At 73.3% G+C, this 18,694-nt stretch carries 16 protein-coding genes; 6 read left to right on the top strand and 10 right to left on the bottom strand.

Translation table 11 applies throughout. The features are described from left to right. Nucleotides 1-109: 109 nt before the first annotated feature. The 4 genes from ACZ7FF_RS19650 to ACZ7FF_RS19635 all read right to left on the bottom strand — a co-directional run bounded on the left by ACZ7FF_RS19650 (nucleotide 110) and on the right by ACZ7FF_RS19635 (nucleotide 4,982). Nucleotides 110-2,650 (bottom strand): polynucleotide kinase-phosphatase, encoded by a 2,541-nt coding sequence (locus ACZ7FF_RS19650; RefSeq protein ID WP_470813491.1) that lies wholly within the window; start codon nucleotides 2,648-2,650, stop codon nucleotides 110-112. Continuing rightward, on the bottom strand, nucleotides 2,647-4,110 hold the full coding sequence (locus ACZ7FF_RS19645) for a 3' terminal RNA ribose 2'-O-methyltransferase Hen1 (protein ID WP_470813490.1): 1,464 nt from the start codon (nucleotides 4,108-4,110) through the stop codon (nucleotides 2,647-2,649). The genes ACZ7FF_RS19650 and ACZ7FF_RS19645 overlap by 4 nt, the downstream gene beginning before the upstream one ends. A 72-nt stretch (nucleotides 4,111-4,182) precedes the next feature. After that, a complete protein-coding gene (locus ACZ7FF_RS19640; RefSeq protein ID WP_470813669.1) occupies nucleotides 4,183-4,290 on the bottom strand; it encodes a CbrC family protein in 108 nt (35 codons plus the stop codon). Further along, the gene (locus tag ACZ7FF_RS19635) at nucleotides 4,287-4,982 is read right to left on the bottom strand and encodes a CbrC family protein (protein WP_470813489.1); all 696 of its coding nucleotides are present in this window, start codon (nucleotides 4,980-4,982) and stop codon (nucleotides 4,287-4,289) included. Before ACZ7FF_RS19635 ends, ACZ7FF_RS19640 begins: the two co-directional genes overlap by 4 nt. An 87-nt stretch (nucleotides 4,983-5,069) precedes the next feature. On the opposite strand from ACZ7FF_RS19635, the gene ACZ7FF_RS19630 reads away from it, so the two are divergent. After that, nucleotides 5,070-5,993 (top strand): LLM class F420-dependent oxidoreductase, encoded by a 924-nt coding sequence (locus tag ACZ7FF_RS19630; protein ID WP_470813488.1) that lies wholly within the window; start codon nucleotides 5,070-5,072, stop codon nucleotides 5,991-5,993. Between the two features lie 546 nt (nucleotides 5,994-6,539). Here ACZ7FF_RS19630 and ACZ7FF_RS19625 read toward each other — a convergent pair. The 4 genes from ACZ7FF_RS19625 to ACZ7FF_RS19610 all read right to left on the bottom strand — a co-directional run bounded on the left by ACZ7FF_RS19625 (nucleotide 6,540) and on the right by ACZ7FF_RS19610 (nucleotide 9,558). After that, complete coding sequence (locus ACZ7FF_RS19625) at nucleotides 6,540-7,040, bottom strand: DUF6099 family protein (RefSeq protein ID WP_470813487.1); 501 nt, start codon at nucleotides 7,038-7,040, stop codon at nucleotides 6,540-6,542. 207 nt (nucleotides 7,041-7,247) lie between these two features. After that, entirely contained in the window at nucleotides 7,248-7,595 is a 348-nt protein-coding gene (locus tag ACZ7FF_RS19620; RefSeq protein ID WP_470813486.1) for a nucleotide pyrophosphohydrolase, read from the bottom strand. Next, entirely contained in the window at nucleotides 7,592-8,824 is a 1,233-nt protein-coding gene (locus ACZ7FF_RS19615) for an AAA family ATPase (protein ID WP_470813485.1), read from the bottom strand. The genes ACZ7FF_RS19620 and ACZ7FF_RS19615 overlap by 4 nt, the downstream gene beginning before the upstream one ends. Before the next feature lie 314 nt (nucleotides 8,825-9,138). Continuing rightward, complete coding sequence (locus ACZ7FF_RS19610; protein ID WP_470813484.1) at nucleotides 9,139-9,558, bottom strand: cell division protein SepF; 420 nt, start codon at nucleotides 9,556-9,558, stop codon at nucleotides 9,139-9,141. 170 nt (nucleotides 9,559-9,728) lie between these two features. Here ACZ7FF_RS19610 and ACZ7FF_RS19605 point away from each other — a divergent pair, with 170 nt between their 5' ends. After that, a complete protein-coding gene (locus ACZ7FF_RS19605) occupies nucleotides 9,729-11,516 on the top strand; it encodes a hypothetical protein (RefSeq protein ID WP_470813483.1) in 1,788 nt (595 codons plus the stop codon). Nucleotides 11,517-11,563: 47 nt separating this feature from the next. Here the strand turns inward: ACZ7FF_RS19605 and ACZ7FF_RS19600 are convergent, their stop codons facing one another. Further along, nucleotides 11,564-12,079, bottom strand: a complete 516-nt coding sequence (locus tag ACZ7FF_RS19600) for a YceI family protein (protein ID WP_470813482.1) — start codon at nucleotides 12,077-12,079, stop codon at nucleotides 11,564-11,566. 132 nt (nucleotides 12,080-12,211) lie between these two features. Here ACZ7FF_RS19600 and ACZ7FF_RS19595 point away from each other — a divergent pair, with 132 nt between their 5' ends. The 4 genes from ACZ7FF_RS19595 to meaB all read left to right on the top strand — a co-directional run bounded on the left by ACZ7FF_RS19595 (nucleotide 12,212) and on the right by meaB (nucleotide 17,785). Further along, nucleotides 12,212-12,718: a MarR family winged helix-turn-helix transcriptional regulator gene (locus ACZ7FF_RS19595; RefSeq protein ID WP_470813481.1), complete on the top strand. Its 507-nt coding sequence runs from the start codon at nucleotides 12,212-12,214 to the stop codon at nucleotides 12,716-12,718. An 84-nt stretch (nucleotides 12,719-12,802) separates the two neighbouring features. After that, nucleotides 12,803-14,608: a methylmalonyl-CoA mutase family protein gene (locus ACZ7FF_RS19590; protein WP_470813480.1), complete on the top strand. Its 1,806-nt coding sequence runs from the start codon at nucleotides 12,803-12,805 to the stop codon at nucleotides 14,606-14,608. Continuing rightward, nucleotides 14,608-16,782 carry a methylmalonyl-CoA mutase gene (gene scpA / locus ACZ7FF_RS19585; protein ID WP_470813479.1) on the top strand — a complete coding sequence of 725 codons (2,175 nt, stop codon included), beginning with the start codon at nucleotides 14,608-14,610 and terminating at the stop codon, nucleotides 16,780-16,782. The genes ACZ7FF_RS19590 and scpA overlap by 1 nt, the downstream gene beginning before the upstream one ends. Nucleotides 16,783-16,789: 7 nt before the next feature. Next, nucleotides 16,790-17,785, top strand: coding sequence for a methylmalonyl Co-A mutase-associated GTPase MeaB (gene meaB, locus ACZ7FF_RS19580; protein WP_470813478.1), 996 nt, complete (start codon nucleotides 16,790-16,792; stop codon nucleotides 17,783-17,785). A gap of 4 nt (nucleotides 17,786-17,789) precedes the next feature. On the opposite strand, the gene ACZ7FF_RS19575 is transcribed toward meaB, so the two are convergent. After that, complete coding sequence (locus ACZ7FF_RS19575) at nucleotides 17,790-18,479, bottom strand: GAF and ANTAR domain-containing protein (protein ID WP_470813477.1); 690 nt, start codon at nucleotides 18,477-18,479, stop codon at nucleotides 17,790-17,792. Nucleotides 18,480-18,694: the final 215 nt, after the last annotated feature.

Raw genomic sequence — 18,694 nt, 5'->3', positions numbered from 1 at the left:
ATCTCCATGGCCCGTGCTCCCCTCCGGACGTGTCAACACCCTTGTGCCGCACGGCCGTCCACCATATGGACGGATGTGTGTGCGGCACAAGGGCGTTCTGTGACGACGTCTACAGACGAGGGTCGACCGGCTCCGACTCCAGCGCCAGAACCCCGAACACGGCCTCGTGCACCCGCCACAGCGGCTCCCCCTCCGCCAACCGGTCCAGGGCCTCCAGACCGAGGGCGTACTCGCGCAGGGCGAGGGACCGCTTGTGGTTCAGGAACCGCTGCCGCAGCCGGTCGAGGTTGTCCGGCCGGGTGTACTCGGGACCGTAGATGATCCGCAGGTACTCGCGGCCCCGGCACTTGATGCCGGGCTGCACCAGGCGCCCGCCCTTGTTGCGGACCAGCGCGCCGACCGGCTTGACGACCATGCCCTCGCCGCCCCGGCCGGTCATCTCCAGCCACCAGTCGACGCCCGCGCGCACCGACTCCGGGTCGCCCGTGTCGACGTACAGCCGGCGGGTGGTCTGCAGCAGACCGGAGCCGTCGTGCTCCACCATCCGGTCCAGCAGGGCCAGTTGCTCGTCGTGCGGCAGCGCGGCGAGGCTCCGGCCCTGGACGGCCAGCAGCTGGAACGGGGCCAGGCGGACGCCGTCCAGGCCGTCGGTGGTCCAGCAGTAGCGGCGGTAGGCCTCGGTGAACGCGGCCGCGTCGGCGGCGCGTTCCCGCTGCCGGGCGAGCAGACCGCCCACGTCGGTGCCGCGCGCCGCGGCGGCCTCCAGGGCGGCCAGCGCGCCCGGGAACACCGCGCCGGACGCGGCGCCGACGGCCGCGTACTGGCTGCGCAGCAGCCCCGACGCCTTCAGCGACCACGGCATCAGCTCGGCGTCCAGCAGCAGCCAGTCGGTGCCGAGCTCGTCCCACAGCCCGGCGTCCGTGACGGCCGAGCGCAGCCGGCCGAGGATCTCCTCGGTCACCTTCTCGTCGTCGAAGAACGGCCGTCCGGTACGGGTGTACAGCGAGCCGGTGGGGCCCTGCACGCCGAACCGCCTCGCGGCCGCCTCCGCGTCCCGGCACACCAGGGCCACGGCCCGCGAGCCCATGTGCTTCTCCTCGCACACGACCCGCTCGACCCCGTCGGCCGCGTACTGCGCGAAGGCCTCCTGGGGGTGCTCCAGGTGGCCCTCCAGCCGCGAGGTGGCGGTGGGCGCCATCATCGGCGGCAGATACGGCAGCAGGTGCGGGTCGACCGCGAAGCGGCTCATGACCTCGAGCGCGGCCGCCGCGTTCTCCTCGCGGACCGCCACCATGCCCGCGTGCCGGGTCTCCACGGCCCTGCGTCCGGACACGTCCGCCAGGTCGAGGGGCCGGCCGTCCTGTCCGCCGGGCGCCTCGGGGCGCAGCGGGCGGGCCGGCTCGTACCAGACCCGCTCGGCCGGTACGTCGACCAGCTCGCGCTCCGGCCAGCGCAGCGCGGTCAGCTTGCCGCCGAAGACGGCCCCGGTGTCCAGGCAGATGGTGTTGTTGAGCCAGGTGGCCTCCGGGACGGGCGTGTGGCCGTAGACGACCGCGGCCCGGCCCCGGTAGTCCTCCGCCCACGGGTAGCGCACCGGCAGCCCGAACTCGTCGGTCTCGCCGGTGGTGTCGCCGTACAGGGCGTGCGAGCGGACCCGGCCGGAGGTGCGGCCGTGGTACTTCTCGGGCAGGCCTGCGTGGCAGACGACCAGCCGGCCGCCGTCGAGGACGTAGTGGCTGACCAGGCCGTCCAGGAACTGCCGCACCCGGGCCCTGAACTCCTCGCTCTCCCCCTCCATCTGGGCGACGGTCTCGGCGAGTCCGTGGGTGTGCCGGACGTTGCGGCCCTTGAGGTAGCGGCCGTACTTGTTCTCGTGGTTGCCGGGCACGCACAGCGCGTCGCCCGACGCGACCATGGACATCACCCGGCGCAGCACGCCGGGGGTGTCCGGGCCGCGGTCGACGAGGTCGCCGACGAAGACCGCGGTGCGGCCCTGCGGGTGGACGCCGTCGACGTAGCCCAGCCTGGCGAGCAGGGCCTCCAGCTCGGCGGAGCAGCCGTGCACGTCGCCGACGATGTCGAACGGGCCGGTGAGGTGGGTCAGGTCGTTGAACCGCTTCTCGGTGACGACCTCCGCGTGCTCCGCCTCCTCCACTCCGCGCAGGACGTGCACCTTGCGGAAGCCCTCGCGCTCCAGGTGCCGCAGGGAGCGGCGCAGTTCGCGGATGTGCCGCTGGATGACCCGGCGGGGCATGTCGGCGCGGTCGGTGCGGGCCGCGTTGCGCTCGGCGCACACCTCCTCCGGCATGTCCAGGACGATGGCGATGGGCAGCACGTCGTGCTCCCTGGCCAGCTCGACGAGCCGGCGCCTGCTGTCCTGCTGCACGCTGGTGGCGTCCACGACGGTGCGCCGCCCGGCGGCCAGCCGCTTGCCGGCGATGTAGTACAGGACGTCGAAGGCGTCCCGGGTGGCGCTCTGGTCGTTCTCGTCGTCGGAGACGAGGCCCCGGCAGAAGTCCGAGGAGATCACCTCGGTCGGCTTGAAGTGCCTGCGGGCGAAGGTGGACTTGCCGGAGCCGGAGGCGCCGACGAGGACGACCAGGGAGAGGTCGGTGACGGGGAGGACCCGGCCCTCGCGCGTCTCGGTCATGCCGCCTTCGCCTCCTTCTCGGTCCTCATGCTGAACACGGCCATCTGGGTGGGCGGACCGACCTCGGGGTCGTCGGGTCCGACGGGGACGAACTCCGCCTCGTAGCCGTGCCGTTCGGCGACGGCCGCCGCCCAGGCGCGGAACTCCGCGCGGGTCCACTCGAAGCGGTGGTCGCCGTGCCGGACGTGCCCGGCGGGCAGGGACTCCCAGCGGACGTTGTACTCGACGTTCGGGGTGGTCACCAGGACCGTGCGCGGGCGGGCGTGCCCGAACACGGCGTACTCCAGGGCGGGCAGCCGGGGCAGGTCGAGGTGCTCGATCACCTCGCTGAGCACGGCGGCGTCATAGCCCTTGAGCCGCCTGTCGGTGTACGCGAGCGAGCCCTGGAAGAGCTTGACGCGGGCCGCCTGCCGCTCCCCCATGCGGTCCAGCCCGAGCCGCCGGGAGGCGATGGCGAGCGCCCGTACGGACACGTCGACCCCGACGACCTCGGTGAACCGCGCGTCCTTCAGCAGCTCCTGCACCAACTGGCCCTGCCCGCAGCCCAGGTCGAGGATGCGGGCGGCACCGGAGGCGTGCAGCGCGGTGACGACGGCCTCCCGGCGGAGCACCGCGAGCGGGGTCGGCCTCTGCTCCGCCTCGGTCTCCTCCTCGACCGCGTTGTCGATGTCCTCGACCTCGCTGTCGTCGGCCTCGGCCAGCCGCACCAGCTCCAGCCGCTCCCGCGCCTGCCGGGTCAGCGACCAGCGCCGGGAGAGATAGCGGCTGGTGATCAGCTGCTGCTCCGGGTGTCCGGGCAGCCAGCCCGCACCGGCCCGCAGCAGCTTGTCCACCTCGTCGGAGGCGACCCAGTAGTGCTTGGCGTCGTCGAGGACCGGCATCAGGACGTACAGGTGGCGCAGCGCCTCGGCGAGCGTCAGCGCGTCCGACTCCAGGACGAGGCGGACGTAGCGCGAGTCGCCCCACTGCGGGAAGCCGGTGTCGAGCGGGACGGGGTCGGCGGTCACGGCCCAGCCCAGCGGCTCGAACAGCCCGCGGACGAGAGCGGCGCCGCCGCGGGCGGGCAGGGCCGGTACCTCGATGCGCAGCGGCAGCGGCGCGGCGGCCCGCTCGGGGCGGGCGGCGCACACGCCGCGCATGGCGCTGGAGAACACGTTGCCCAGCGCCACCGCGAGCAGCGAGGAGGCCGCGTAGGGGCGGTCGTTGACGTACTGCGCGAGTGCCGCGTCGGGTGCTCCGCCGCGGCCCTTGCCCCTGCCCCGCCGCACCAGCGCCACCGTATCGGTCTCCAGCAGCAGCGCGGCCGTGCAGCGCTGCTCGTCCGCCTGGGGGTAGAAGACGTGCGCGGTCCCGTAGGACGTGGAGAACCGCTGCGCGTTGTCGGGGTGCTTGTGCAGCAGGTACCCGAGGTCGGTGGCCGGGTGGGCGGCGTCGCCGCTCGTGGAGATCGTCAGGAACACACGTCCGAGTCTCCCCGCCCCAGTCCCCCCTGACCACCGGTTTTCGGGACGACACGGGGCCTGTCTCCGCGCTCACGTGAAGTCCGCGTGGGCGAACTCGGTGTCACAGACGCGGCAGCGGAACAGGTACGCGGTCGGCTGCCCGTCCTTGTCGAGAGCGGACAGGAAGTCCTCGGTCAGGGCCGGCCGCCAGCCCCACTCGGCGCACAGCCCGCGCAGATGGGCGAGGGCGTCCGGGGGGACCGCGGCTCCTTCGCGCCGGCCGCGCCGAGGAACACCCCGGCGTCGCCGCAGTGCGCCGGCCGGCCCCGTTCCTGCCAGGTGGCGAACCCGGGCGTGCGCCGGCAGATCTGGTCGGCCACCCCGTCCGGCAGCCGCCGCGCCTCGACGTCGTCGAAGAACGCGCCGAGGCGCCGGGCGGCGGTGCCGAACGCGACGCGGTACGGGCAGACCCGTCCGTCGGGCACGTCCGCGCCGTAGACGGTCGCCGTGCAGATCCAGCCCTGTTCGTGCCCGCAGCACACGCATCTCTCGTCGCCAGCGGCCACCGCACCGGTGCCCACCGGATCGGGATGGTAGGGGAACGGCGGGAGCACGGGCCGCCGCAGGCTTCCCCGGGCCTCTTCGAGGAGCCGCCCGACCGTCTGCCCGGTCAGCTCGGCGACGAGGTCCAGGACTCCGGGACCGGTCCGCTCGAGCGACACGCCCTGGTGGTGGCGCAGCTCGGCTTCGCCGCCGTCCGCCGCCCGCATCCGCTCCGCGCCGGGCACCTCGTGGGAGACGTACGGTTCCAGCACCTCCCGGACCGCCCGGCCGTCCAGCGGCATGTTGTCGCCGTCGCGGAACCTGATGACGTGAAGACCGGAACCCATGGGGCTCACTCCACCACTCGGCGGGGCGGCGGCCGGCGCCCGCGTGCGTGCCGTCCCGGCACCGGAAGCCGCATGCATGATGGGTACATGGATCTTCGAGTGTTTACGGAACCCCAGCAAGGTGCGACCTACGAGACGCTGCTCCGTGTCGCGAAGTGCGCCGAAGAACTCGGCTTCGGGGCGTTCTTCCGGTCGGACCACTATCTGCACATGGGGGGTGTCGACGGCCTCCCGGGTCCCACCGACGCATGGATCACCCTCGCGGGCATCGCCCGGGAGACGAGCCGTATCCGGCTCGGCACGCTCATGACCGCGGGCACCTTCCGGCTCCCCGGCGTCCTGGCCATCCAGGTGGCACAGGTCGATCAGATGTCCGGCGGACGCGTCGAACTCGGCCTCGGCTCCGGGTGGTACGAGGAGGAGCACAAGGCGTACGGCATCCCGTTCCCGAAGGAGAAGTTCGGGCGCCTGGAGGAGCAGCTCGCGATCGTCACGGGGCTGTGGGGCACCCCCCTCGGCGAGCGGTTCGACTTCGACGGGACGTACTACCGGCTGGAGGACTGCCCGGCGCTGCCGAAGCCGGCGCAGAGCAGGGTGCCCGTGCTCGTCGGCGGTCACGGCGCCAAGCGCACGCCGGCACTGGCGGCGCGGTACGCCGACGAGTTCAACATTCCGTTCGCCTCCGTCGAGGACACCGAGCGCCAGTTCGGCCGCGTCCGTGCCGCCGCCGAGGAGCAGGGCCGCAAGGGCGACGACCTCGTGTACTCCAACGCGCTGGTCGCCTGCGTCGGCAGGACGGACGCCGAGGTGAAGCGGCGGGCGGACGCCATCGGCCGGGACGCGGAGGAGCTGAAGGCCAACGGCCTCGCGGGATCCCCCGCCGAGGTCGCGGAGAAGCTGGGGCGCTACGCCGCCGTCGGCTCGCGGCGCGTCTATCTGCAGATCCTGGACCTGGACGACCTGGACCACCTGGAGCTGATCGCGGCCGAGGTCATGCCGCAGACCGCCTGATCTCGTCGCCCGCCCGCCGGAGGCCTCTGCGGCCTCACCGGCGCCTGGCCGGGGGCGTGTTCGGCCTCACGGCGCCTGGCCGGGGCCTGTTCGGCCTCACGGCGCCTGGCCGAGGGGCGTCCCCGGCCGGGTGGCCGTGGGCTCTCGGCCGCGCGGGCGGAGATGGCGGGCGGGGAGGCCGGTGCCCGGGCGGGTGTTCGGGGGCTCTCGGCCGCGCGAGCGGAGACGCGGGGCGGGGAGGCCGGTGAGGCCAATGCCCGGCCGGGTGGTCTGGCGCTCTCGGCCGCGCGAGCGAGACGCGGGGCGGTGGCCGGTGAGGCCGGTGCCCGGGCGGGTGTTCGGGGGCTCTCGGCCGCGCGAGCGAGACGCGGGGCGGTGGCCGGTGAGGCCGGTGCCCGGGCGGGTGTTCGGGGGCTCTCGGCCGCGCGAGCGGAGACGCGGGGCGGAGCGGCCGGTGAGGCCAATGCCCGGCCGGGTGGTCTGGCGCTCTCGGCCGCGCGAGCAAGACGCGGGGCGGGGAGGCCGGTGCCCGGTCCCGGCTGTGCGCTAGGCGCAGGGAGCGCCTCCGAACGGGCTGTTCTCGTTGCCGTTCCCCGGTAACACCTCCTCGCGCGCCGCCAGCTTCCGCAGCATCTCCCGGACGCGGTCGCGGGACTCGTCGGCCGCGTCGATGGCCTCCATGCACTGCCAGTACGTCGTCTCGTCGGCCGCGGCGCTGGCCATGCCGACCAGGGCCATCCCGACCTCGCCGAGCAGGCCCCCGAGGCAGAGCAGCGTCTCGCGGGCGTCGTCCAGCGCGGTCAGCTGGGCGGCGCGCAGATCGCCGGGGTCCAGTTCGGGCGGGTCCAGGACTCCGCAGCCCCGGCCCGCCAGTTCGGTCAGCCCCAGCGCCTCGCCGCGCAGCTCCGGCGGACCGGAGACCGCGAGGCGGCTGCCGATCGCCTGCGCCAGGGCCTGAGCCTGCCACACCTCCGCCATGAGAGCGGGCGTGTCCGTGCCGTGCGCCAGCGCACGCCTGCTCGTGAGGATGAGCCGTATCGCATCCATCCGTCGCCCCCGTCCGTCCGCGTGCCTGTCAGCACGACTACGTGAACTCCCTTGTTCACTACCCAGAGTGAGGGCCTGTGGGACGAAAAGCCAGAGGAAGGCGGAAAATTGCGGACAACAATTCGGATTCGGCTGGCAGTATGACTCCGCAGAGTGATAACGGAGTCCAAACGTCCGCTGAATGGGACTGCCGCCGGGACCGTGACGTCAGGGGGTCTCCTCCGACCCCGGGAGCGGGAAGCGGCGCTCGTTGCGGTCGATCTTGGCATCCAGGGCGGCCAGCGGGTCGATGCCGAGCACCTCGCAGAACTGGAGGAGGTAGGCGAGGACGTCGGCGACCTCGTCCGTGACCCGGTGCGCGGTGCCGGGGTCGCCCATCACCCGGGCGGACTCCTCCGGGGTCAGCCACTGGAAGATCTCGACGAGTTCGGAGGCCTCCACGCTGAGGGCGGAGACGAGGTTCTTGGGCGTGTGGTACGGCCCCCAGTTCCGCGCGGCCGCGAACTCGGCCAGTCTGCGCTGGAGTCGGGGCAGGTCGGGGTGGTGTTCCGTCACGGGTTCAGGTGTACCACCGTGACTCCGTCGATCCCGGTGACCCAGGAGGCGTCGTTCACCGCGGCCACGCAGCGGATGTGCCCGCGCTCGCCCATCCGGGCCGCAAGGCGCAGCAGCGCCCCGCGCTGGTCCGGATCGAGCCCGCGGTCGAAGCCGTCGGCGAGCACGGTGAGGGTGCGCAGCGCGTCGGGCACCTCGCCCGGCGCGTCCACGTCCAGCACCCCGGGTCCGGTCAGCAGCACCAGCGTGAGCGCGAGGTAGCGCAGTTCGCCGTCGCCGAGCCGGGCCAGCTCGGTACGGAAGCCGTCGCCGCGGTCGAGCAGCGCCCGGATCGTGCCGTCGCCGAGCGGCTCGGCGACGAGGTCGGCCACCTGTCCGGCGCAGCCCGTGCGCAGCGCCTCGACCAGCAGGCCGTGCCGGCGGGAGCACTCCGCGCGGGTGCGCCACAGGACGTCGGCGAGGTTGTCGCAGCCGGGCATCAGCCGTCCCGTGCCCGTGCGGACGGGGGCACGCATGCGGTCGGGGCGCGGGTCGCAGGAGAAGACCGAGCGCAGCGCGACGACCATCTGCTCGGCCGCGGCCAGCACCTGGCGCTGCCCGTCCGTCTTGCCCGCCACCCGCAGTGGCAGCAGGGCGGTGCCGAGGCGGTCGTCGGGGAGCGGGGCGCGCGTCACCGGTGCGGTGCCCGCGGTGTGCCATGCGGCCTGCACGGTGCGGCGGCCCGGGTCGCGCAGGGCGGTCTCCAGCAGCACGACCCCGCCCGCGGTCAGCCGCTCGCCCACGATCCGCAGGTGCGGCTCGGCCTGTACGGCGATGTCCAGCCGGACGGGTCCCCCGGCGCCGTCGGCCGTGCACCCGATCCGGAAGCCGCGCCGGCCCTCGGCGTCCGCGCGGGCCCGCTCCGGGACACAGCCGGCCGGGTCCGGGAACGCCTCCACGAGGGGGGCTCCGCCGCCCAGCCGGGCGAGCGCCTCGTACGCCGCGAGCGCGGTCGTCTTGCCCGCGCCGCTCGGCCCGGCGAACACGGTGACGGCTCCCAGCGGGAACCCGGCCCGCCGGTGCCCGGCGAAGGCCGACAGCCGCAGCTCGGTGATCCGGGCGCGCACGTCGAGGGCCCCGCGGGACTGCGCGGGCAGGGCTCCGGCGGAGCCGCCGGGCGCCGGTGACCCGGGTGCGGCGGCGGAGGTGTCGCCCGCCGGTGGTTCGGCGGAAAGGGAAGGCACGGCCATGTCCGGACGGTATGGCTCCGCCCACCCGCCGAACCGTTTTCCCGCCGGGACCTTCCTACGATCGGGGGGCCGGACCACCACGAACGGGATCCAGGGCCACCCGACCGGGTGACACGGCCACCTCGGCGGCGACGCCGCGACCGGCCTGTCCGGGACACCGGGGAGGCCCCGGGGCGGCCGGGCACGCACCACGTAACCGGCGGGGGCGGCCCGACACACACCGCAAACCGGCGGAGACGGCCTGACGCACACCGCAAACCGGCAAAGGCCGCCCGACCCGCACCGCGAACCGGCCGGGGGTGCCCCGCCGCCGCTCAGCCGCCGGAGGCGCCCGCGCTCTGCATCAGGCCGCTGACCTCCGTGCCCGGCGGGGTGAGGAGGAACACATTGCGGTCGACGCGGTGCATGCCGCTGCCGAGGCCGAAGACCACGCCCGTGCTGAAGTCGAGGACGCGCTTGGCGACCTCGGTCTCCGCGCCGGACAGGTCGAGCAGGACCGGCGCCCCGGCCATGAGGGTCTCGGCGACCTCCCGGGCGTCCGCGAAGACGTTGACCCGCAGGACCACGAACCGGCGCCGGGTCTCGGTCTCGGCGTCCGGCAGGGACCGGTGGTTCACCGCGGACGGCCAGGCGTCCCGCCCCCGCAGCGGCACGACCTGGGCGAGCCCTTCCCATTGTTCGTCGGTGACGTCGTAACGGCTCACCGGATCCCCCTGACCTGACTCGCACTCCATGCCTGCACCAGCCAATTCTTACGCCAAGTCACCCGTTCGGCCCAACAACGACACGGTCCGCGACCGGGCCGATGCCGGGCCCGCCGACGGGACTGGGGTACATGTACGAATACGCCCGCTTCTTACCGGCCTCATACCTGGCTCTTCACGTCCGGCCATGAACCGCTCACATGCCGCCGATAGCGTCCGGTGCCGTGCAGTTGGCAGAAACACAGCAGGTGACACCCGGCCGGCGGACACAGTCGGCGGTGTCCGCCGTACCGGTACCGCGCGCGGAGGCCCCCGGGAGCCCGCCGCAGTGGCACCGGGTGCTGACGCTGCTCGCCAACGTGAGCCTCTTCATCGGCACACGCTCGGTGTGGACGCAGGCCGCCACGCACCAGCTGGTGCTCGCCGCCGTCATCTCCGTCTGCTACGCCTCGATCCTGGTGACGGGCGTGCTCACCCTGACGGTCCGCCGGGCGCGTTCACTGGCCCGCCTGGACGTGGTCGTCCTGGTGACCGCGATCGCCCTCACCCTGTGCACGTGGGCGCTGAACCACGCCGGCGGCGACGAGGCGGTCCTCACCACCCAGGCCGCGAAGGAACTGGCGCACGGACACATCGTCTACGGGCAGCAGTGGCCGTGGCTGTTCCGCATCAAGGGCGTCGCGCTGACCACGACGATAGACGGCGGGTACGACTTCACCTACGGCTATCCGCCGCTGGCGCCGCTGCTCACCGTGCCGTTCCTGTGGCTGGGCCACGGCGGCGCGCCCGCGACCCTGGCGGCGACCTGCGCGCTCGTCGTGGGTGCGGTGGTGCTGTGGCGGCTGCTGCCGGCGCCGTGGCGCTCGGCGGCCACGATGATCTGCCTGGGCTTCAGCTTCCTGCCGATGTACGCCCGCCAGGGCTATCCGGCGATCGTGGCCCTGACCCTGCTGCTGCCGGTGGTGGTCGGCTGGCCGCGCCTCGGCGCGCGCGGCAGGCTGGGCGCGGCCGGGATCGCGCGGGCCGTGTGCCTCGGTGCCGCGTGCGCGACCCAGCAGCTGCCGTGGTTCGTGACGCCGTTCCTGCTGGCCGGGATCTACGCGGTGCGCCGCGGCGAGCTGGGTGGCCGCCAGGCCGCGCGGCTGGTGCTGCGGATCGTCGGGATCGCGGTCCTGGCCTGGCTGCTGATCAACGCGTACTTCATCGTGAGCGAGCCCGGCCCCTGGCTGCAGGGCATCGCCCTGCCACTGACCCAGGGCGCGACGCTGCACGGCCAGGGCCTGGTGGACATCTCCCTGTACTTCACCCACGGCAGCGACCGGCTCGACTGGTACGGCCACGCGAGCGTGCTGCTGGCCGCGGCCCTGCTCGGGCTGTTCGTGCTGTTCGTCCGGCGGCTCGGCCCGGCCGCGACCGTGCTGCCCTGGTGCGCCTTCTACCTCGCCACCCGCTCGCAGGACGGCTACTACCTGATGATGACGCCGCTGTGGCTGGCGGCGGCGATCACGGCACCCCTGTCCGAGTTCAGGCGCGCCTGGCAGCCGCGGCCCCGGTGGCTGACCGGACCGCGCCGCCGTCCCGCCCTGATCGCGGCCGTGGTGCTCCTGGTGGCGCCCGCGCTGGTGAGCGCGACCCTCGCGGTCACGGGACGGCCGCCCCTGCGGATGGACATCACGGCCGTGCGGCACAGCTCGGCGCGCACGGTGTCCGCGCTGACCGTGAAGGTCACCAACACCGGGGACGAGGCGCTCACCCCGCACTACATGCTCACCACGGGCCAGGGCCTGAACCGCTACTGGTCGCTCACGCACGGCCCTGCCTCGATTCCCGCGCACGGCACGGCGACCGTCGTGCTCGGGGCGCCGTCCGGCAGGTTCCCGGTGCCCACGAAGAAGAGCACCCATCTGCGGCTGCGCGCCTTCACGGGGTCCCCGCAGACGCTCTCCACCCGGGACGTACGGCTGGCCGAGCTGGGCGGCAAGGGCTGAGCCGGCCGTCGAGGGCCGTGCCGGGCGTCAGGGGCTGAGCGAACGGCTCACGCCTGCTCGCGTGTGAAGCGCAGCCCGGCCGTCACGGTGGTCAGGCCGCGCAGCATGCCCAGCTGGTTCCAGCCCATGCCGAACTGCTCGCGGTCCACGTCGAACTCGGCCGCCAGCGTGAGCGCCCCGGCCGTCGCCTCCGTCAGGCGCGCGGTGAGGGACAGGGGCCGGGAGACGCCCCGCACCGTCAGCCGGCCGGTGACACGCACCTGGTCGCCGTCGAGGCGGTCGGCCCCGCCCACGGCGAAGGTGATCTCCGGGTGGTTCCCGGCGTCGAAGAAGTCGGCCGAGCGCAGGTGCGTGTCCCGCTTGGCGTTGCCGGTGTCCAGGGAGGCCACGTCCAGGGTGACGGCGCCGGTGGCCGAGCCGTCGGGCCGGACCTCGCCCGAGCCGCCGACAGCGGCGAAGGCGCCCTTCACGGTGACGAGGCCCCAGAAGGTCCTGTGCCGCAGTTCCACGGTGGACGCGGTCGCGTCGAGCTGCCAGCGGCCTGTTTCCACGGCGACGGTCATGATGTGGCTCCCTGTTCCGGTGATTCAAATTTGGATGACCTCACGCTAGCCGCTCATCCAAAAATGGACAACCAGGCCGCTCCTTTCGAACGATTCACCCGCCCAAATTTGGACAACGGTTAGACTTCAGTCATGTCCGCCTCCGCCGCGCACCCCGACGGCCAGCCCGAATGCCCGCTCTCCGGGAACGGCGGCGGCCTGCTGCCGGACGAGCTGCGGGCCTGGATGCTGCTGCTGGCCGCGACGGGCGCGGTCGAGCAGCGGCTGCGGTCGGTCGTGAAGGAGACCCTGGACGTCTCGCACGACGAGTTCCTGATCCTGTGCCTGCTGGCCGAACAGCCCCGCGCCGGGCTGCGCATGACCCAGGTCGCCGACCTCCTCGGCCGCCCCAAGACCCGCCTCACCTACCAGATCGCCTGTCTGCAGCGGGCCGGTCTGGTCACCCGCAGGTCGGTGTGCGGCGACAAGCGGGGCGTGGAGGTCGCCCTCACCGACAAGGCCCGCGAACTGCTGCGCGAGACCTCCGTCCTGCTGGCCGGCGCCGTGCGCCGGGCCCTCACCGACTCCATGGGTCCCGAGCAGCGCGCGGCCGTCTCCGCACTGGTGCCGGACCTCGGGAACGAGCCCTCGGAGGGCTGAGAGGCGCAGGTCACACCCGCAAGAGGAGAAACCTCACATCCCGCGGCCTGCGTTCCCTTAGGCGTGCTGCCCTAGCATCCGACCATGACGGTCCTGCCTGACGACGGGCTCCCACTGGCCGCCGAGTTCCCTGACGCGACACACGAGCAGTGGCAACGCCTGGTCGAGGGTGTGCTGCGCAAGTCGGGCAAGGAAGTCTCGGGCACGGCAGCTGAGGACGCTCTGTCCACGACGCTGGAGGACGGGCTGCGCACGCGGCCCCTCTACACCGCGCGCGACAGCGCGCCCGACCCCGGCCTGCCCGGCTTCGCCCCGTACCTGCGGGGCGGCCGCGCCGAAGGCGGTATCGCGGGCGGCTGGGACGTGCGGCAGCGGCACACGGTCCTCGCGGAGAACGCCGTGCTGGGCGACCTGGAGAACGGCGGCACCTCCCTGTGGCTGGTGCTGGGCGAGGGCGGCATCCCGGTCGCCGAACTGGGCCGGGCCCTGGAGGGCGTGTACCTCGACCTCGCGCCGGTCGTGCTGGACGCAGGACGGGACACCGCCGAGGCCGCCGAGGCGCTGCTGCGGCTGTACGAGGAGAAGGGCGTCGACCCGAAGGCCGCACGCGGCAACCTGGGCGCCGACCCGCTCGGGTACGAGGCCCGCACCGGCACGGCACTCGACTTCGCGCCGTTCGCCGCCCTGGCGGCGCGCTGCGCCGAGCAGTACCCCGGGGTGCGGGCGCTGACCGTGGACGCGCTGCCGTACCACGAGGCGGGCGGCTCGGCCGCGCAGGAGCTGGGCGCCTCGCTCGCCACCGGCGTGGCCTGTCTGCGCGAGCTGGCCGAGGCCGGACTCGGCGTGGAACAGGCCGCCGCCCAGCTGGAGTTCCGCTACGCGGCCACCGCCGACCAGTTCCTGACCGTCGCCAAGCTGCGCGCGGCGCGCCGGCTGTGGGCGCGGGTCACCGAGGCGTGCGGGGCACCGGGCGCGGGCGCGCAGACCCAGCACGTGGTGACCTCGCCGGTGATGATGAGCCGCCGCGACCCGTGGGTGAACATGCTGCGCACGACGGTCGCGACGCTCGCCGCCGGAGTGGGCGGCGCCGACTCCGTGACCGTGCTGCCGTTCGACCACGCGCTCGGACTGCCCGACGCGTTCGCCCGGCGCATCGCCCGCAACACCTCCACGATCCTGATCGAGGAGTCCCACCTGGCCCGGGTCATCGACCCGGCGGGCGGCTCCTGGTACGTCGAGCGGCTGACCGACGAACTCGCCCAGGCCGCCTGGGAGTTCTTCCGGTCCATCGAGCGCGACGGCGGCCAGGCGGCCGTGCTGCGCTCCGGCCGGCTGCGCACGGACCTGGCGACGACGTGGGCGGAGCGCTCCAAGCGGCTCGCCAAGCGCCGCGAACCCATCACCGGGGTCAGCGAGTTCCCGCTGCTGTCCGAGAAGCCGGTGGAGCGGGAGCCCGCGCCCGAGCCGCCCTCCGGCGGGCTGCCGCGGGTGCGCCGCGACGAGGCCTACGAGGAGCTGCGCGCCCGCTCCGACGCCCACCTGGCGGCGACCGGGTCCAGGCCGCGCGTCTTCCTGGCCACGCTGGGCACGGCCGCCGAGTACACCGCCCGGGCCACCTTCGCCGCCAACCTCTTCCAGGCGGGCGGCATCGAACCGGTCACCGAGGGCCGCTTCGAGGACAGCGGCGCCACCGAGGCCGTGCTGTGCTCCAGTGACGCGCTCTACGCCGAACAGGCCGGGCAGGCCGCACAGTCGCTGCGCGCGGCCGGTGCCCGGCAGGTGTCCCTGGCGGGCCGGGGCGACTACGCCGGCATCGACTCGTACGTCTTCGCGGGCTGCGACGCCATCGACGTGCTGTCCGCGACCCTCGACCGCATGGGAGTGTCCTGATGGGAATCCCCGACTTCTCCGGCATCGAGCTGGGGACCCCGTCCGCCGACGGCGGCGCCGAGGAGTGGAGCGCGGCCGTCAAGCGGGCGACCGGGGCCGAGGAGCCGCTGTGGGAGACCCCGGAGGGCATCGGGGTCAAGCCGCTGTACACCGGCCGTGACCTGGAGGGCCTGGACTTCCTGGGCACCTACCCGGGCGTCGCGCCGTATCTGCGCGGCCCGTACCCGACGATGTACGTCAACCAGCCCTGGACCATCCGGCAGTACGCGGGCTTCTCCACCGCCGAGGAGTCCAACGCGTTCTACCGGCGCAACCTGGCGGCCGGCCAGAAGGGCCTGTCGGTCGCCTTCGACCTGCCCACGCACCGGGGTTACGACAGCGACCACCCCCGGGTGACGGGTGACGTCGGCATGGCGGGCGTGGCGATCGACTCGATCTACGACATGCGGCAGCTGTTCGACGGGATCCCGCTGGACCGGATGACCGTGTCGATGACGATGAACGGCGCCGTGCTGCCCGTGCTCGCGCTGTACATCGTGGCGGCGGAGGAGCAGGGCGTACCGCCGGAGAAGCTGGCCGGAACCATTCAGAACGACATTCTGAAGGAGTTCATGGTCCGCAACACCTACATCTATCCGCCGAAGCCGTCGATGCGGATCATCTCCGACATCTTCGCGTACACCTCGCAGCGGATGCCCCGCTACAACTCCATCTCCATCTCGGGCTACCACATCCAGGAGGCCGGCGCGACGGCCGACCTGGAGCTGGCGTACACGCTCGCGGACGGCGTCGAGTACATCCGGGCGGGCCGGGAAGCGGGCCTGGACGTCGACGCGTTCGCGCCCCGGCTGTCCTTCTTCTGGGCGATCGGCATGAACTTCTTCATGGAGATCGCCAAGATGCGCGCGGCCCGGCTGCTGTGGGCCAAGCTGGTCTCGCAGTTCGAGCCGCGGAACACCAAGTCGCTGTCCCTGCGCACGCATTCGCAGACCTCGGGCTGGTCGCTGACCGCGCAGGACGTGTTCAACAACGTCACGCGTACGGCCGTGGAGGCGATGGCGGCGACCCAGGGGCACACCCAGTCGCTGCACACCAACGCCCTCGACGAGGCCCTCGCGCTGCCGACCGACTTCTCGGCGCGCATCGCCCGCAACACCCAGCTGCTCATCCAGCAGGAGTCGGGCACCACCCGGGTCATCGACCCCTGGGGAGGCAGCGCGTACGTGGAGCGGCTGACGTACGACCTCGCCCGCAAGGCCTGGGCGCACATCCAGGAGGTCGAGCAGGCGGGTGGCATGGCGCAGGCCATCGACGCGGGCATCCCGAAGCTGCGCGTGGAGGAGGCCGCGGCCCGTACCCAGGCGCGCATCGACTCGGGGCGCCAGCCGGTGATCGGCGTCAACAAGTACCGGGTGGACAGCGACGAGCAGATCGAGGTCCTGAAGGTCGACAACTCCTCGGTGCGCGCCCAGCAGATCGAGAAGCTGCGGCGGCTGCGGGCCGAGCGGGACGAACAGGCCTGCCGGGACGCGCTGGACGCGCTCACCCGGGCGGCCGACGGCAGGGAGAACCTGCTGGAGCTGGCCGTGCGCGCGGCCCGCGCCAAGGCGACCGTCGGCGAGATCTCCGACGCCCTGGAGAAGGTGTACGGGCGGCACGCGAGCCAGATCCGTACGATCTCCGGCGTGTACCGCAACGAAGCAGGCCAGTCCCCGTCCGTGGACCGCACCCGCGCCCTGGTCGACGCCTTCGAGGAGGCCGAGGGCCGCCGGCCGCGCATCCTGGTCGCCAAGATGGGCCAGGACGGCCACGACCGCGGCCAGAAGGTGATCGCGACGGCCTTCGCCGACCTCGGCTTCGACGTCGACGTCGGCCCGTTGTTCCAGACGCCGGAGGAGGTCGCCCGGCAGGCGGTCGAGGCGGACGTGCACGTGGTCGGGGTGTCGTCGCTGGCCGCCGGTCACCTCACGCTCGTCCCGGCGCTGCGGGAGAAGCTCGCCGAGGAGGGCCGCGAGGACATCATGATCGTGGTCGGCGGCGTGATCCCGCCGCAGGACGTGCCGACGCTCCTGGAGATGGGCGCCACGGCCGTGTTCCCGCCCGGGACGGTGATCCCTGACGCGGCGTACGACCTGGTGAAGCGGCTGTCGGCCGACCTCGGCCACGAGCTGTAGAGCCGCGATGGCAGCGATCGACCTCGACACGTACGTGAAGGGTGTGCTCGACGGGAAGCGGGCCCTGGTGGCCCGCGCCATCACGCTCGTCGAGTCCACCCGGCCGCAGCACCGGGCGCTGGCACAGGAGTTGCTCACCGAGCTGCTCCCGCACAGCGGCCGGGCCAGACGGATCGGCGTGAGCGGCGTGCCGGGCGTCGGCAAGTCGACGTTCATCGACGCGTTCGGCACGATGCTGACCTCGCTCGGCCACCGGGTCGCCGTGCTCGCCGTCGACCCCTCCTCCACCCGCACCGGCGGTTCGATCCTGGGCGACAAGACCCGGATGGAGCGCCTCGCGGTCGACCCGAACGCCTTCGTGCGGCCCTCCCCCAGCGCGGGCACGCTGGGCGGCGTCGCGAAGGCCACCCGGGAGTCGATGGTGGTGATGGAGGCGGCGGGCTACGACGTGATCCTCGTGGAGACCGTGGGCGTGGGCCAGTCGGAGACGGCGGTCGCGGACATGGTCGACTCCTTCCTGCTGCTCACCCTGGCCCGCACCGGCGACCAGCTCCAGGGCATCAAGAAGGGCGTCCTGGAGCTGGCCGACGTGATCGCCGTCAACAAGGCGGACGGGCCGCACGAGCGGGACGCGCGGGCGGCGGCCCGGGAACTGGCGGGCGCGCTGCGGCTGATGCACGGCAGGGAGGCCTTCTGGACTCCCCCAGTGCTGCACTGCAGCGCCCGCGAGTCGGCGGGTCTGGATACGGTGTGGGAACGGCTGGAGCAGCACCGCGCCCTGCTGGACTCCACCGGGCGGCTCACCGCCAAGCGGCGGGACCAGCAGGTCGACTGGACCTGGGCGATGGTCCGCGACGAGCTGCTCGGCCGGCTGTACGCCGACCCCGCGGTGCGCGAGGCGGCACCGGATCTGGAACGGCAGGTCAGGGAGGGCCGGTTGACCGCGACCCTGGCGGCGGAACGCCTCCTGGCCGCGTTCGAGGGCCGCACCACCGGGCCGTGAGCGGCTAGTTCAGCCCGCCGCGTTCGCAGATGCGGCGGGCGACGTCGCGGAGCTTGACGTTGTGGTCCTGCGAGAAGCGGCGCAGCACGTCGAAGGCCTGGTCCTCGGTGAGGTCGTGGCTGCCCATGAGGATGCCCATGGCCTCGCCGATGACGTGCCGGGTCTCGACGGCCTGCTCCAGCTGGGAGTGGGTGCGGGCACTGGAGAAGGCGACCGCGGCGTGCGAGGCCAGCAGCCAGCCGGCCGTCTCCCCGGCCTCGGTGAACGCGCCCGGGCTGCGCGAGTACAGGTTCAGCGCGCCGAGGTCCTCGTCCTCCGTGTAGAGCAGGAAGCCCATCATGCTGCCGAGACCCAGCTCGCGGCCCGCGGCCACGTAGTCCGGCCAGCCCGGGTGCTCCTCACGGAAGTCGCCGATCCGGAACACCCGCTCGCCGTCCTGGCGGCGGGCGACGTCGTAGCAGGGGCCCTGGTGGAGCCGTGCCTGGAGCTGGTCGCTGTCGATCACGATCTGACCGGTCGGGGCGAGGGTCTGCACTCCCTTGTTGTGCAGGATCAGGATGCCGGCCGCGTCACAGCCGGGGACGAGTTCCATCGCGGAGTGCGTGATCCGGTCCAGGGTGGCGGTCACCGTGTCCTGCGCCAGCAGGTCGCGCGCCAGTCCCGCCAGCTGTTCGGCGAACATCCGCCAGTCCATCGTGGTCCTCCGTCCCGTCGGCCGCCCACCGGGTCCCCTGCCCCCTTCCCACGATCGCATCCCCGTATGACGCCACGCGCGCGGACACACGAGGCCCAGGACGGTCCGGCGCGGCGATCCGCGGCCCCGGCGCCGGGGCCGTGCGGGAAGGGTCGTGTCCGTCCCTGACCCGGGATCAGTCCCCGGGGACCCGGCGGTGCACCGCGGCGTCGGCG

Source organism: Streptomyces sp. NPDC037126 (genome assembly GCF_055605965.1).
This window is presented reverse-complemented; position numbering and strand designations above follow the sequence as displayed.

Bases quoted from the DNA above. Each gene is read 5' to 3' on its own strand.
- ACZ7FF_RS19650 (WP_470813491.1), bottom strand. From the start codon at position 2,650: ATGACCGAGACGCGCGAGGGCCGGGTCCTCCCCGTCACCGACCTCTCC.
- ACZ7FF_RS19635 (WP_470813489.1), bottom strand. From the start codon at position 4,982: ATGGGTTCCGGTCTTCACGTCATCAGGTTCCGCGACGGCGACAACATG.
- ACZ7FF_RS19630 (WP_470813488.1), top strand. From the start codon at position 5,070: ATGGATCTTCGAGTGTTTACGGAACCCCAGCAAGGTGCGACCTACGAG.
- ACZ7FF_RS19625 (WP_470813487.1), bottom strand. From the start codon at position 7,040: ATGGATGCGATACGGCTCATCCTCACGAGCAGGCGTGCGCTGGCGCAC.
- ACZ7FF_RS19615 (WP_470813485.1), bottom strand. From the start codon at position 8,824: ATGGCCGTGCCTTCCCTTTCCGCCGAACCACCGGCGGGCGACACCTCC.
- ACZ7FF_RS19610 (WP_470813484.1), bottom strand. From the start codon at position 9,558: ATGGAGTGCGAGTCAGGTCAGGGGGATCCGGTGAGCCGTTACGACGTC.
- ACZ7FF_RS19605 (WP_470813483.1), top strand. From the start codon at position 9,729: ATGCCGCCGATAGCGTCCGGTGCCGTGCAGTTGGCAGAAACACAGCAG.
- ACZ7FF_RS19600 (WP_470813482.1), bottom strand. From the start codon at position 12,079: ATGACCGTCGCCGTGGAAACAGGCCGCTGGCAGCTCGACGCGACCGCG.
- ACZ7FF_RS19595 (WP_470813481.1), top strand. From the start codon at position 12,212: ATGTCCGCCTCCGCCGCGCACCCCGACGGCCAGCCCGAATGCCCGCTC.
- ACZ7FF_RS19590 (WP_470813480.1), top strand. From the start codon at position 12,803: ATGACGGTCCTGCCTGACGACGGGCTCCCACTGGCCGCCGAGTTCCCT.
- scpA (WP_470813479.1), top strand. From the start codon at position 14,608: ATGGGAATCCCCGACTTCTCCGGCATCGAGCTGGGGACCCCGTCCGCC.
- meaB (WP_470813478.1), top strand. From the start codon at position 16,790: ATGGCAGCGATCGACCTCGACACGTACGTGAAGGGTGTGCTCGACGGG.
- ACZ7FF_RS19575 (WP_470813477.1), bottom strand. From the start codon at position 18,479: ATGGACTGGCGGATGTTCGCCGAACAGCTGGCGGGACTGGCGCGCGAC.